Below are 13,038 nucleotides of genomic sequence, written 5' to 3' on the forward strand. Positions count from 1 at the left end.
CGGGCCTGTCCCCCGGACGCCGCGCCCCTCCGGGCCTGTCCCCCGGAGCCTCGGCCGGACACCCAGCGGTCCCCGTGCACACACCTCCCGTGCACGGGGACCGCTGTACTCACGGACGTTCCGGCTCTCAGCCGGCGGCCGGGGCGCCGCCCGCCGAGCGGCGCAGGGCCATCGGCCAGCCGGCGACCGCGGCCGTGGCGCCGTACCAGGCGACCAGACCCGCGACGGCGGCGACCCAGCCGCCCGCCTTGCCGAGGCCGCTGTTGTCGGCGAGGGCGCCGATGCCGAGCAGCAGCAGCGCGACGAACAGCAGCCCGTACACGCCCTGCCCGAAGAGTCCGCTGCCCGCGGCCGCCATGGTCAGCGTGAGCGCGAGGAGCGCCCACAGGAGCAGGAAGAGCCCCATGGCGTCGGCGGAGGCGTGCCCGCCGGCTCCGCTGCCCCAGGTGAACCAGAAGGCGCCGAGCGCCGCGTACGCCGTGCCTTCGCCCTTGTCGCCCGCCCGCAGGGCGAGCAGTCCGACGAGGAAGAGCGTCACGCCGCCGACCCAGGTGGCGAGACCCGCGGCATCCGCTGCCGCGACATTGTCGATGACACCGGTTCCGCCCAGGCCGAAGGCCAGCAGGGTCAGTCCGAGTGCCAGGTGGCCGAGCGTGGAGGTGGTGTTTCCCGCGGCGACTTCGTTGTTCACGGCGGGCTCCCTTCAGGTGTGCAGTTGTCCTGCGTGAGCTGCTGTTTCCGGTGACCTTTATGTACCCTTCACAAGCGCACAATTCACCTGAGGAAGGCCGAATTTATGGCCGGATGACGGCAGTTGAGGGAGAGACCTGACGGACCGTACGGGACGGAGGGGGTGCTTCCCGGTCTACGGGATGACGATGACGGGCCGCTGCGCGCGGCGCGCGAGGCGGCCGGCGACCGAGCCGAAGATCCGGCCGACGATCCCGTGCGTGGAGCCGACCACGATCGCGTCGGCCGAGTACTCCCGGCCGACCTCCTCCAGCTCGTGGCAGATGTCCCCGCCGCGCTCGACCAGGATCCACGGCACCTCGGAGAGGTGCTCGGCGCAGGCCAGCTCCAGACCGAGGACCTCGGTGCGGTGGTCGGGCACGTCGACGAAGACCGGAGGCTCGCAGCCGGCCCACACCGTGGTGGGCAGCCGGTTGGCCACATGCACGATGATCAGGCCCGATCCGGAGCGGCGGGCCATGCCGATGGCGTACGCGAGGGCACGCTCACTGGACATGGAACCGTCGAAGCCGACGACCACCCCGTGCCGGAAGGCCGGGTCGCAGGCATGACGTGGCTGTTCGACCGCGAGGGGGTCGACCGTGGAATCGGCGACGCGCTTGCGGTCCGCGGGTTCGGGGAATTCGTGACCGGCCATCGGTGTCTCGGCGAAGAGGGTCCTCGTGGGAAGGGACGGGGAAAGGTGGGGACGAACGACGGGTGGCGGCGGAGCTGTGTCCGGGAATCATCTTCCCAAGCCCATACCCCCAAGGGTACGGCGACACTCCTCTCCTGCCCAGAGCCCGCCGTGCCACTCCTGGTGTGCCCGCCGCTCGCGCGCGGCGTTCCAGGGAGCATGCACGAGGGGTTCGGGATCTGGCAATGCCGGATGTGCCCTACAGGCGTCCGTACGGGGGCCAAACGGACGTCGCCGAGAGTGACCGGAACGTTCCGCTCCTCGTTGCCACAGGTCCAGCCCGCCGTCGCCGCACAGCCGGCCCGTCGTCGCCACCGACTCGGCCCGCCCGTCGCCACAGACCCAGCCCACCGTCGCAGGGAGACCGCCCGTGCCCGCACCATCGACCGCCGCCGGCCAGACCTCCGCCACCCCCGCGCTCGGCGCACCCCGCGGGCATCGCCGGGCACCCGTCCTCCCCCCGGCCGCCGGCGCGGACCCGGAGCCGGGGCCGGCGGCGGGCGCGGGAGCGGCGGAGCAGGCCGATGACGTCGTCCGCTGGGCGGCCTTCTGCTGCGTGCTCGTCCCCGTGGTGCTCGTCGTCTACGGCGCCTCGCTCGGCGGGGCCGCCGGGACCGCGCTCGGACTCGTCTCGGTGACGGCGGCCTGCCGGCTGCTGCTGCGCCGCTCGGAGCGCGGACTGCACGCCGAGACGGTCCGCCCGAGGCGCCGGAACTAGCCTCCGAGGGGTCCGGAGCCGGCCCCGCCCCCCTTCGAGTTGACAGGTTCGTACACCCGACCCCATATGTTTTCAGCCAACTTCCATCCATCGGCGAGTCCTTGGCGGAACGGTTGGCCAACCCCGGTACCGACGGCCTCGGAAGCCTTGCCCCGGGGGCCCACACCCCCCGCGTACGGGGGTGTTCGCCACGCCATGACTTCCCCGGGGGGCCTTCGGGCGCAAGACTCGGCGATCGATCGCTTCACGCCAAGTTGCCTTGTCGACAATCCACCGGATGGAGAACTTGTCACGCCGGCGCCACGGGACACAGTAGATTCGATCATGGGTACCGAAGACTGGGGTCTCGTGCAAAACCGAGGGGAAACGTGCAGGAGCGACACGACCAGGGAGACGCGAACACCGAGGGGGGCTTAGCGTCATGAGCCAGGACTCCGCCGCACCGGAGGCCGCACGGAAGCTGTCCGGGCGCCGCCGTCGCGAAGTCGTCGCGGTGCTGCTGTTCAGTGGCGGCCCCATCTTCGAGAGCTCCATCCCGCTCTCCGTGTTCGGCATCGACCGGCAGGACGCCGGGGTGCCCCGATACCGGCTGCTCGTCTGCGCCGGCGAGGAGGGCCCGCTGCGGACCACCGGTGGGCTCGAACTCACCGCGCCGTACGGCCTGGAGGCCATCAGCCGGGCGGGCACCGTCGTCGTCCCGGCCTGGCGGTCGATCACCTCGCCGCCGCCGCCGGAGGCGCTCGAAGCGCTGCGCCGCGCACACGAGGAGGGGGCCAGGATCGTCGGGCTGTGCACCGGGGCGTTCGTCCTGGCCGCGGCCGGACTGCTCGACGGCCGGCCGGCGACCACGCACTGGATGTACGCGCCGACGCTCGCCAAGCGCTACCCGTCGGTCCACGTGGACCCGCGGGAGCTCTTCGTCGACGACGGGGACGTGCTGACCTCCGCCGGCACCGCGGCCGGAATCGATCTGTGTCTGCACATCGTGCGGACCGACCACGGCACCGAGGCCGCGGGCGCGCTGGCGCGCCGGCTGGTCGTCCCGCCGCGGCGCAGCGGCGGTCAGGAGCGCTACCTCGACAGGTCTTTACCTGAGGAGATCGGCGCCGACCCGCTGGCCGAGGTCGTCGCCTGGGCGCTGGAGCACCTCCACGAGCAGTTCGACGTGGAGACGCTCGCCGCGCGCGCCTACATGTCACGGCGGACCTTCGACCGCCGGTTCCGCTCGCTGACGGGCTCCGCCCCGCTCCAGTGGCTGATCACCCAGCGGGTGCTGCAGGCGCAGCGGCTCCTGGAGACCTCCGACTACTCGGTCGACGAGGTCGCGGGCCGGTGCGGTTTCCGCTCGCCGGTGGCGCTGCGCGGCCACTTCCGGCGCCAGCTCGGCTCCTCGCCGGCCGCCTACCGGGCGGCCTACCGCGCGCGGCGGCCGCAGGGCGACACCGCCACCGCGGTGCTCGAGGCCGCGGTGCCCGCCCAGGGCGCGGCGGGGCTGCGCAGGCCGCTGGAGCCGGGCAAACCGCAGTCGGACGTGTACGCGCCCGGCCGGCCGGCCCTGCCGGGCCAGCGCAGCGCGCCGTAACGAGACCGCCGCCGCCACAAGCGGCGCGACGCAGGAACGAAGGGCCCCCGGGGACACCTCCCCCGGGGGCCCTTCGGCGTCTCGTCCGCGGAGCGTCCGCACGCGTTCCTCCGTAACCTCCGGTCCTACCCGAGCGGCAAGATCACAATCCTCCCCGCCGTATCGGAATGATCACTCGGAGACGTGCGCCCGACAGTGGTGATCATGCGTCAATTTTCCCGACATGACGCCTGATAGCTTCCGGCTCATCGCGCGTCGAAAGGAAATCGGATGAACGTCAAACGCCTCATCGCGGCCACCGGCGTCGCTCTGGCTGTCGCCGGATCGACCCTCACCTTCGCGGCCCCCGCCAACGCCGTCATCGGGTGCGCCGACTTCCACGCCTGCCTGTACTACAACTCCGACTACAAGGGAGCGATGTACAAGCAGGAGTACGACACCCCGGACTATGCCGGCCGCTATTTCGAGGCCAGCCTCGCCGGCAGCAACGGTGCGGGAGTGGAGGTCAAGAACAACGCCGCCTCCGTGGACAACTGGGACAGGCTCAGCCGCATCCGGATCTACTACAACTCGAACTACAACGGCAACTACGCCTACCAGACCATCGCGGCGGACGGCAAGGCGAACCTCAATTCCACGATGAAGAACAACAATGCCTCCGGCAAGTTCATCGACTACGGAACGGGCTGAGCATTCCCGACGTCGCGCCGGTGGAGAGGGCACCGCGCCGGAGGGAATCCGGCGCGGTGCCCTTCCTGCGCCGGATCCCCTCCGCCACCCGATGACAGTCCCGAAGGAACCAACGCCCATGGGAACGCCCCTCCCCCGCACCCTCTCGGTCGCGCTTCCGGTCTCGCTCGCGGCCGCCCTGCTCGCGGGCTGCGGCAGCACTTCCGCCGACGGAACCGGGAAGGGACCTGGAGTTCCCGCCGCGGTCGAGATTCCGAACATCACCACGGCGGTGGTCGACCCCGTCCCCGTGGAGGCCTATCTGCTCACCGAGGAGCAGTGGAACAGGCTCGGGAGGGCCGAGTACGCGCTGCGCGTGCAATGCATGAAGCGTTTCGGCTTCGCGTACGAGGAACCCATGTTCACCGCGGAGCCCTCCGGCCAGACCGTCTCCCAGTACCGGTACGGAAAACTGGACCCCGCGAAAACGGCCGTCTACGGGTACCGGAATCCTGGAGCCGATTCCTCGGGCGCCGGCGCGGAAGCCGAGATGAACGCGGCCAAGGAGCGGCGGGTGAAGCTCACCGCGAACGAGCGCCTGATCCTCACCGGCACCGCGAATCCCGCGGAGAAGAACGGAAAGGGCGGCCAGAATTTCGGCGGTCACAAGGTGCCCGAGGGCGGCTGCATCGGCGAGGCGCAGCGGAAGCTGGGCGACTACGGGGACGCGCAGGTCGCCAACGACGTGAATCTCGACAGCTTCGGCAAGTCGCTCCAGGACCAGCGGGTCCTGGCCGCCTTCGCCACGTGGTCACGCTGCATGGCGGAGAGCGGATACCACTACAAGACCCCGATCGAGGCCTCCGACGACAAGAAGTGGGCCGGCGAGACCGCGTCCGCGGAGGAGAAGACCGTCGCCACCGCGGATGCCCGGTGCAAGATCAAGAACAATGTCGCGGGTGTCTGGTACGCCGTCGACGTGGCCTACCAGAAGCAGGCGATCGAGGAGCACGCCGAGGAGCTCGACCAGGTGCGGAAAACCGTCCAGGGACAGCTGAAGGTCGCCGCCGAGGTCCTCGGGGGCCGGGGGTGACCCTGGCGCGGAACTGGGGCGAGACGCCGATCACGTCTTAGGGTAGGACGCATGAACGATCGCATGGTGTGGATCGACTGCGAGATGACCGGGCTCTCGCTGACGGACGACGCACTCATCGAGGTGGCCGCACTGGTCACCGACTCGGAACTGAACGTGCTCGGCGACGGGGTGGACATCGTGATCCGCCCGCCGGACGCGGCCCTGGAGACCATGCCCGAGATCGTGCGCCAGATGCACACGGCCTCGGGGCTCCTCGACGCGCTCGCCGGCGGCACCACGCTCGCCGACGCGGAGGCCCAGGTCCTCGCGTACATCCGCGAGCACGTCAAGGAGCCGGGCAAGGCACCGCTGTGCGGGAACTCGGTCTCCACGGACCGCGGCTTCCTCTCGCGCGACATGCCCGCCCTGGAGAGCCACCTGCACTACCGGATCGTCGATGTCTCCTCGGTCAAGGAGCTGGCCCGCCGCTGGTACCCGAGGGCGTACTTCAACAGTCCGGAGAAGAACGGCAACCACCGGGCGCTCGCCGACATCCGCGAGTCGATCGCCGAGCTGCGCTACTACCGCGAGGCGATCTTCGTCCCGCAGCCCGGCCCCGACTCGGAGACGGCGAAGCAGATCGCGGCCCGTCACGTCGTACCCGCCGAATGACCGCCCGCTCGCGCCCTCGGAACCCCCTCGGGAAAACGTGGGCGCGAGCACCCTCCAGAACCCTGTAGACTTCTTCTCGGCCGGTCGGGGAAACCTTCGGGAAAACCGCCGGGCATGGTGGGTATAGCTCAGCTGGCAGAGCACCTGGTTGTGGTCCAGGATGTCGCGGGTTCAAGTCCCGTTACTCACCCTGTTGGCTCAGGCCCCGGTTCGAAAGAACCGGGGCCTGAGTCGTTTCTGCGTTCCCGACGTGCAGGTGAGGGCCGTCGGGGGCGGGTTGGCGCCCGACGGGGGTGGCGTTGAAGCCGAAGGCCGTCGAGCCGCCCGGTGGGACCGCCGCGTTGTACGGGAGGTGCGAGGCCGTCACCTCCGTCCCCCGCCCGAGTCACCGTCGCGTTCCAGGCCTGGGTGACCCGCCGGCCGGCGGGCTGGGTCCAGCGGACGGTCCAGCCGTCCAGCGGGGCCGTACCGGTTCCCACCGTCGTGCGGACCGCGCCCGTCCCGGTGCGGAGTGCGGCGGTGCCGAGGTGGATCCCGCGGGCCTCGGCGAGGTCCCGCAGAGGCGCGTCGGCGGCGCTCGCGGGTGTGACGGTCAGGGGACGGCGAGCAGCGCCGCCGCGGCGATCAGGCGACGGAGCACGTCGCACCTCCGAGGGTGAAGGCGGTGGGTACGGGGGTGGTGCCGGTGAAGCCGAAGGAGGCGGAGGCCCCGGCGGCGACGGCGGCGTTCCAGCCGGCGTCCCGGGCGGTGGGCGGTGCCGGTCTGGGTGGGGGTCCCGCCGGCGAGGAGGCCCGCGGCGAGGGCGAGCCCCGCGAGGAGGTGCCGTGTTCTGCGCATCGGTGTCCGTCGTGGAGGAAAGACGAGCGGGAGCGCTCCCACCATTGGGGCCCGCCAGAACACGGTCAAGATCCCGGACCCGTCGAAGACGTTCGACGACGGACGGCTACATCGAGCTCGACCTCCTCGCGGAGGCGGAGCGGGTGCACGGCAAGGACTTCGCGGACTTCCTGGAGAAGAACCACGAGCCGGTCGACCCGCTGTTCCGGCTCGCCGAGCAGACCAGCGTCGTCCTGCTCAACGGCGGCTGCTTCGACGGCCCGGAGTGGTCGGTCCGCGTCTCGCTCGCCAACCTCGACGACCTGGACTACCTGAAGATCGGCCACCACCTGCGGGCGATCTTCAACGACCACGCGGAGGAGTGGAGGGCCTCGCGGGTGTAGCGCGCGCAGGTCGACGGCCGACGGCCGCCGGCCGGAGGAGGAGCGCGCCCCGGCCGGCGGTGGGGTGGTTCCGGCCGGGGCGCGCGGTGTGGGGGGCGCGGTGGCTCTACTTGTAGGCGCCGAAGGCCTTCGTGAAGGCCAGCGGCTGCTGGAGGACCGAGGAGCAGGTGGGGTCGGCGTAGTTCACGGCGCCGGCCGCGCACTGCTTGTCGCGGGCCGAGGACCACATGGAGAGCCAGCCGATGCCCTTGGACTTCGCGAAGTCGACGAGCTGGGTGGCGTCGTCGACCTTGAAGACCTCGCTGGCGACGTCGTTGACGCCGATCATCGGGGTGACGGCGACGGCCTTCCAGGCAGCCGCGTCGGACAGTCCGAGGACGCCCTTGATCTGGGCCTGGGTCGCGGTCGCTGCCTGGATCGCGTACGTGCCCATGTCGGCGCTGTACGCCGGGCCGTAGTCCATCGCCATGATGTTGACGGCGTCGACGCGGACCCCGTTCCGCTTCGCGTCGGCGAGGAGGTCCACGCCCGGCTGGGTCAGGCCCTCGGGCATGACCGGCAGGGTGAAGGAGACGTTCAGGCCCGGGTGGTCCTTCTGGAGCTGGGCGATCGCCTGCGAGCGGCGGGTGTTGGCGGCGGTGTCCGGCAGGGCCGCGCCCTCGATGTCGAAGTCGACCTTGGTGAGCTCGTACTGGTCGACGACCTTGCCGTAGGCGGCGGCGAGCGCCGAGGAGGTCGAGCAGTTCAGGGCCAGCTCGTGGCCGGCGGCGCCGCCGAAGGAGACGCGGACGTCACCGCCCTTGGCGCGCAGGGCGCCGATCTGGGCCGCGACCTTGTCGCTCGCGAGGTCGGTGACGCCGCCCCACAGCGGGGCGCAGGAGCCGCCGGAGGTGATGAAGGCGAGGTTGAACTCCTTCACGCCGGTGGCGTCGGCGGTCGCGACCAGGTCGTACGCCGGGTAGAGCGAGGTGTCGACGTACGGGGCGTACCTGGCGGCCGTACCGGGGGCGGGGGTGCTCGGGGTGGGGGTCGGCGCCGTGGTCGCGGTGGCGGTCGGCTTCGGGCTCGTGGTGGCCGTGGCCGTCGGCTTCGGGCTCGTGGTCGCCGTGGCGGTGGCCGTCGGCTTCGGGGAGGCGGTCGCGGTCGGCTGCTCGGTGGGGCGGCCGCTGGGGGTGGGGGTGGCGCCTCCGGCGGAGCAGGCGGCCTTGTTGATCAGGCAGTCGGAGGGGTCGCCGGCCTGGCCCGCGGCGGAGGTGACGAAGCCGACGGTGACGGACTGGCCGGGCGCCAGCTGCCTGTTCCAGCTCGCGGGCTTCACGGTGACGTGGCTGCCGGAGACGGTGTACTCGCCGTTCCAGAGGGAGCCGATGGTGGTGCCGGCCGGGAGGTCGAACTCCAGGGTCCAGTCGGACTGGGCGGTGGAGGTCTCGTTGGTGACGACGTACTGGCCGGTGTAGCCGCCGGTCCAGGAGCTGGTCCTGGTGTAGGCGGCGCCGACGGCGGCGGCCTGGGCGGTGCCGGTGAGCGCGAAGGCCGCGCCGCCGACGACGGCCGCCGCGACGACGGCTCCGACGACCTTGGTGCGGGTGCTCGTCCTGCGCCGGTGCGAACTGCTGCCCATCGGATGCCTGCCTCTGCGTGCCGGGGGTGGGGGTGGGGTGCGGCAGCACGCTAGCGCCGGGGAAACGGACAAACGGGCCTGCCCGGGCTGGGGTCGGATTTCTTACGCTCCCCTTAAGGAGGAGATCGGAACGAGAAAAGGTTCACCCCTCACCTCACCAGCGGATTGGCCCGACGCGACCGCCCCTTGACAGACCGTCACGTGCACGCCCGGCGCCCGGGCGACGTCGGGCACCCTCCTCGGCGGGCCCTGTGGCCCGGCCGACCAGCGTCCGGAGGGACGTGCCACGCGGGCTGAAGGCTCCGGCCGTTCAAGCACCAGGGCACGAAGACGATCGGCGCAGGCCTCGAGCAACGCTCGGGTCACGCCAATCAGAGACGCTCCGCTCAAGGAAGCCATCGGACCCCAACGGCTTCACCGGGCGCGGCGGCGGCCGCCGCGGCGCCCGGCAGGGGTCCGGCTGCTGCCGCCGCCCAGCCCGATCCAGATCCGTACCTCCGTACCTCCGAGGACGGAGTGGCCGATGCGGACGTCGCCGCCCGTCGACTCGGCCATGCGGCGCACGATGTCGAGGCCGAGGCCGGTGGAGCCGTCGCGTCCGCTGCCCGTGCCTCGCGCGAGCGCGGCGGCGGGGTCGGCGATGCCGGGGCCCGCGTCGGAGACGAGCACGATGACGGCGTCGTCGCCGTTGTGGACGTCGATGGAGAAGGCGGTGCCCTCCGGGGTGTGGCGGAAGACGTTGCCGAGCAGGGCGTCGAGGGCGGCGACGAGTTCGGGGCGGGCGACGGGGATGCGGACCGGGCGCTCGACGCCCGCGACCCGCACCCGGCGGCCCTCGTCCTCGGCGAGCGCCGACCAGAACTCCATGCGTTCGCGGACCACTTCGGCGGCGTCGCAGCCGGCGCCGGGTCCGGTCGCCTGGGTCTGCGGCTTCGCGTCGCGGGCGGTGCGGATGATGATGTCGACCTCGCGCTCCAGCTGTTCGACGGCGGCCCGGGTCTGGTCGGCGGCCGGGCCGGAGCCGAGGGAGGCCGCGTTGAGCCGGAGCACGGTGAGCGGGGTGCGGAGCCGGTGGGAGAGGTCGGCGGCGAGTTCGCGTTCGTTGGCGAGGAGCTGGACGACCTGGTCGGCCATCGAGTTGAAGGCGACGGCGGCCGATTTGAGTTCGGGCGGGCCCTCCTCGGGGACGCGCGCGCCGAGCTTCCCCTCGCCGAGGTCGTGGGCGGCGCCCGCGAGCCGCTGGGCGGGCTGGACCATGCGGGCGCCGAGGCGGTCGGCGACGGCGACGGAGCCGACGATCAGGGCGATGCCGACTCCGGCGAGGACGAGCCAGGCGGTGGCGACGCCGTTGCTGACGTCGCCCTCGGGGACGAAGAGCTCGACGACGGCGACCTGGCCGCTGCTGATCGCGGTGGGCTGGAGCAGCGCGAAGCCGCCGGGGACCTCGGCGATGGAGGCGCGGCCGAGGGTGCGGGTGGCGGCGAGCTCCTCGGGTCCTGCACGCCGGGTGCCGATCTCCAAGGCCTGCCCGCCGGGTTCGGCGGCGGGGACGTGGATGGCGAGCCGGCCGGCGGCCCCGTCCTCGGTGGTGGCGACGGCCTTGTCGAGTTCGTCGCGGTCGGTGGTGATCGCGAGGACGGGGGCGAGGCCGGCGGCCCGCCGTTCGGCGTTGGAGATGGCCCGGTCGCGGGCCATCTCCTTGACGACGAGCCCGAGGGGGACGGCGAAGGCGACGACGACCATGACGGTGACGGCGACCGCCACCTTGACGAGCGCCCATCTCACGGCTGCGGCCCCGGTTCCTGTCGGCGGGGCGGCTCCAGCTTCACGCCGACTCCGCGCAGGGTGTGCAGATAGCGGGGCCGGGCGGCCGTTTCGCCCAACTTTCGCCGCAGCCATGACAGATGTACGTCGATGGTCTGGTCGTCCCCGTAGGACTGCTGCCAGACCTCGGCGAGCAGCTCCTTGCGGGGGACGACGACGCCGGGCCGCCCGGCGAGGAAGGCCAGCAGGTCGAACTCGCGCCGGGTCAGGTCCAACGGCGCCCCGTCGAGCTCCGCCTGACGGCGCAGCGGGTCGACGGTGAGCCCGCCGACCCGGAGGGCACGGGAGGGCGGCACGTCGCCCGCGGCGGACCGGGAGCGGCGCAGGACGGCGGCCATCCGGGCCGAGAGGTGGTCGACCGAGAAGGGCTTCACGAGGTAGTCGTCGGCCCCGGCGTGGAGGAGCCGTACGATCTCGGCCTCGTCGTCCCGGGCAGTCGCGATGATCACCGGGACGTCGGTGATCCCGCGCAGCATCTTGAGCGCCTCGGACCCGTCGAGATCGGGCAGACCGAGGTCCAGGATCACGACGTCGAAGCGGAAATGGGCGACCTCGCGCAACGCCTCCAGAGCCGTGCCGACGCTCCGTACGGTGTGGGAGGCCTCGGACAGCTGCCGGATGAGGGCGGAGCGCACGAACTGGTCGTCCTCGACCACGAGCACACTTGCCATGGGCGGCACCGTACGCCATTCGGGTGAGGGCTCGGGCAATGTCCACCCTCCGGTACGGACCTTTTCCGGGTGGTGCACTATGTCCCGGTGCGAAGAGGACTCGTTCACGCCCTGGCCTGGTCGCTCGCCACCGGCGCGGCGGTCACCCTGTCCTGGTGGGGAGTGCACACGGTGCTGTCCGGCACGGTGTACGACCCGCCGCGCGCGCTGCCCCTCCCGGCCGGCACCACCATCGGTACGCCCGCGTCCGGCGGCGACCCGCAGACCTCCTCCACCCTGAGCCCGGGGAGCACGCCGTCCTCCGCGCCCGCCACCCCGAAGTCCACGCCCAGCGCCGTCCGTACGCCCCCGGCCACCCCGTCCTCGACTCCCGCGCGGACGACGCGGCCGACGACACCGGCGCCGGCCACCACTCCGCCGGACTCGTCCTCGTCGGTGAAGAGCTACCCCGTGGACGGCGGCCGGGTCACCTTCGACCTCGGGGAGACCTCGGCCGAACTGGTCTCGGCGACGCCCGCGTCCGGCTGGCAGATGCAGGTGTGGAAGCAGCCGACCTGGATCCGGGTCACCTTCACCAAGGACGGCCGCGAACTGTCGGTCTTCTGCCTGTGGCACGACAGCGCGCCCCGGGTCGAGATCGAGGACCGGCAGACGTAGGCGCCCGTCAGCGGAAGACGGACGCTGGCGGTACGGGTGAGGGTTTGGCGCTCGCGTCGGTCACCGGGGTCGCTCCGCCGGCGAAGTCGGCGAGGGCCCGGCCGTGTTCCACGCGCCCGGGGTGCGGGTCGGTGGCGACCCGGCGGGTCAGTTCGGCCACGGGCAGCTCGCGGTCCGAGGCGAGCAGCACCGCGTTGCCGAAGCGGCGCCCGCGCAGGACCGTCGGGTCGGCGGTGAGCGCGAGCTCGGGGAAGACGGCGGAGGCGGTGGCGATCTGGCCGCGCAGATGGGTCAGGGGCGGGCCGTCGGCGAGGTTCGCCGCGTAGAAGCCGCCGGGCCGCAGCACCCGCCGCACCTCGGCGAGGAACTCGGTGCTGGTCAGGTGGGCCGGGGTGCGGGCCCCGCTGAACACGTCGGCGATGACGAGGTCGGCCCAGCCGTCCTGGATCTTGGCGAGGCCGGCGCGGGCGTCGGTGGAGCGGACCCGGATGCGGGCCCCGGCGTCGAGGGGCAGTTCCCGGCGGACGAGCTGGACCAGGAGTCCGTCGAGCTCCACGATCTGCTGGGTGGAGCGGGGCCGGGTCGCGGCGACGTACCGGGCGAGGGTGAAGGCGCCGCCGCCGAGGTGCACGACCTGGAGCGGCCGGTTCGGCGGGGCGGCGAGGTCGGCGATGTGGCCGAGGCGCCGCTGGTACTCGAAGGTGAGGCGGGCCGGGTCGTCGAGGTCGACGTGCGACTGGGGGGCGCCGTCGATGAGCAGCGTCCAGCCGCGCGGGCGTTCCCGGTCGGGTATGAGTTCGGCGAGCCCGCCGTCGACGGTCTCGACGACGGGGGCGACCGCCGCCGCCCGGTCCTTCTGCTTGTTCCTGGCCACGGGCCCATTATCGGGGCACGGTCCCCGG

Annotated in this window: 13 protein-coding genes, 1 tRNA gene and 3 pseudogenes; 8 read left to right on the forward strand and 9 right to left on the reverse strand. The window is 72.2% G+C overall.

Annotated elements, in window-relative coordinates; all coding sequences use genetic code 11:
* Positions 1–127: 127 nt before the first annotated feature.
* Both ACN9M0_RS12555 and ACN9M0_RS12560 read right to left on the reverse strand, forming a co-directional pair.
* The gene (locus ACN9M0_RS12555; RefSeq protein WP_366036756.1) at positions 128–691 is read right to left on the reverse strand and encodes a GPR1/FUN34/YaaH family transporter; all 564 of its coding nucleotides are present in this window, start codon (positions 689–691) and stop codon (positions 128–130) included.
* Positions 692–865: 174 nt separating this feature from the next.
* The gene (locus ACN9M0_RS12560) at positions 866–1,387 is read right to left on the reverse strand and encodes a universal stress protein (protein ID WP_055643330.1); all 522 of its coding nucleotides are present in this window, start codon (positions 1,385–1,387) and stop codon (positions 866–868) included.
* A gap of 409 nt (positions 1,388–1,796) precedes the next feature.
* Here ACN9M0_RS12560 and ACN9M0_RS12565 point away from each other — a divergent pair, with 409 nt between their 5' ends.
* The 6 genes from ACN9M0_RS12565 (at position 1,797) to ACN9M0_RS12590 (ending at position 6,332) form a co-directional block, all read left to right on the forward strand.
* Entirely contained in the window at positions 1,797–2,144 is a 348-nt protein-coding gene (locus ACN9M0_RS12565) for a hypothetical protein (protein ID WP_399699122.1), read from the forward strand.
* 421 nt (positions 2,145–2,565) lie between these two features.
* Positions 2,566–3,726: a helix-turn-helix domain-containing protein gene (locus tag ACN9M0_RS12570; protein ID WP_366036755.1), complete on the forward strand. Its 1,161-nt coding sequence runs from the start codon at positions 2,566–2,568 to the stop codon at positions 3,724–3,726.
* A gap of 270 nt (positions 3,727–3,996) precedes the next feature.
* Positions 3,997–4,416, forward strand: coding sequence for a peptidase inhibitor family I36 protein (locus tag ACN9M0_RS12575; RefSeq protein WP_366036754.1), 420 nt, complete (start codon positions 3,997–3,999; stop codon positions 4,414–4,416).
* A gap of 118 nt (positions 4,417–4,534) precedes the next feature.
* Positions 4,535–5,488 (forward strand): hypothetical protein, encoded by a 954-nt coding sequence (locus ACN9M0_RS12580; protein WP_366036753.1) that lies wholly within the window; start codon positions 4,535–4,537, stop codon positions 5,486–5,488.
* 51 nt (positions 5,489–5,539) lie between these two features.
* Positions 5,540–6,142 (forward strand): oligoribonuclease, encoded by a 603-nt coding sequence (gene orn / locus ACN9M0_RS12585; protein ID WP_366036752.1) that lies wholly within the window; start codon positions 5,540–5,542, stop codon positions 6,140–6,142.
* Positions 6,143–6,259: 117 nt separating this feature from the next.
* Positions 6,260–6,332, forward strand: a tRNA-His gene (locus ACN9M0_RS12590).
* Here ACN9M0_RS12590 and ACN9M0_RS12595 read toward each other — a convergent pair.
* From ACN9M0_RS12595 to ACN9M0_RS12605, 3 genes and pseudogenes are all read right to left on the reverse strand, one after another.
* On the reverse strand, positions 6,324–6,509 hold the full coding sequence (locus ACN9M0_RS12595) for a hypothetical protein (protein ID WP_399699125.1): 186 nt from the start codon (positions 6,507–6,509) through the stop codon (positions 6,324–6,326). The genes ACN9M0_RS12590 and ACN9M0_RS12595 overlap by 9 nt on opposite strands.
* 64 nt (positions 6,510–6,573) lie before the next feature.
* Positions 6,574–6,789: pseudogene (locus tag ACN9M0_RS12600) on the reverse strand (hypothetical protein); the annotation flags it as partial.
* A pseudogene (locus tag ACN9M0_RS12605) lies at positions 6,767–6,838 on the reverse strand (hypothetical protein); the annotation flags it as partial. The pseudogenes ACN9M0_RS12605 and ACN9M0_RS12600, both read right to left, overlap by 23 nt.
* Positions 6,839–7,087: 249 nt before the next feature.
* Between ACN9M0_RS12605 and ACN9M0_RS12610 the strand changes: the two are divergent.
* Positions 7,088–7,363 (forward strand): annotated as a pseudogene (locus tag ACN9M0_RS12610) (aspartate 4-decarboxylase); the annotation flags it as partial.
* Positions 7,364–7,469: 106 nt separating this feature from the next.
* On the opposite strand, the gene ACN9M0_RS12615 reads toward ACN9M0_RS12610, so the two are convergent.
* The 3 genes from ACN9M0_RS12615 to ACN9M0_RS12625 form a co-directional block, all read right to left on the reverse strand.
* Complete coding sequence (locus tag ACN9M0_RS12615) at positions 7,470–8,984, reverse strand: cellulose binding domain-containing protein (protein ID WP_426403603.1); 1,515 nt, start codon at positions 8,982–8,984, stop codon at positions 7,470–7,472.
* Positions 8,985–9,398: 414 nt separating this feature from the next.
* On the reverse strand, positions 9,399–10,769 hold the full coding sequence (locus tag ACN9M0_RS12620; RefSeq protein WP_366036749.1) for a sensor histidine kinase: 1,371 nt from the start codon (positions 10,767–10,769) through the stop codon (positions 9,399–9,401).
* Positions 10,766–11,479 carry a response regulator transcription factor gene (locus ACN9M0_RS12625; protein ID WP_366036748.1) on the reverse strand — a complete coding sequence of 238 codons (714 nt, stop codon included), beginning with the start codon at positions 11,477–11,479 and terminating at the stop codon, positions 10,766–10,768. Before ACN9M0_RS12625 ends, ACN9M0_RS12620 begins: the two co-directional genes overlap by 4 nt.
* 87 nt (positions 11,480–11,566) lie before the next feature.
* Between ACN9M0_RS12625 and ACN9M0_RS12630 the strand changes: the two genes are divergently transcribed.
* Positions 11,567–12,136 (forward strand): hypothetical protein, encoded by a 570-nt coding sequence (locus tag ACN9M0_RS12630; RefSeq protein ID WP_426403604.1) that lies wholly within the window; start codon positions 11,567–11,569, stop codon positions 12,134–12,136.
* 7 nt (positions 12,137–12,143) lie between these two features.
* Here the strand turns inward: ACN9M0_RS12630 and ACN9M0_RS12635 are convergent, their stop codons facing one another.
* Positions 12,144–13,010, reverse strand: coding sequence for a spermidine synthase (locus ACN9M0_RS12635; RefSeq protein WP_399699132.1), 867 nt, complete (start codon positions 13,008–13,010; stop codon positions 12,144–12,146).
* Positions 13,011–13,038: the final 28 nt, after the last annotated feature.

Origin of the sequence: Streptomyces sp. R-07 (assembly GCF_049913175.1) — a bacterium.
Classification (GTDB): Bacteria; Actinomycetota; Actinomycetes; order Streptomycetales; family Streptomycetaceae; genus Streptomyces.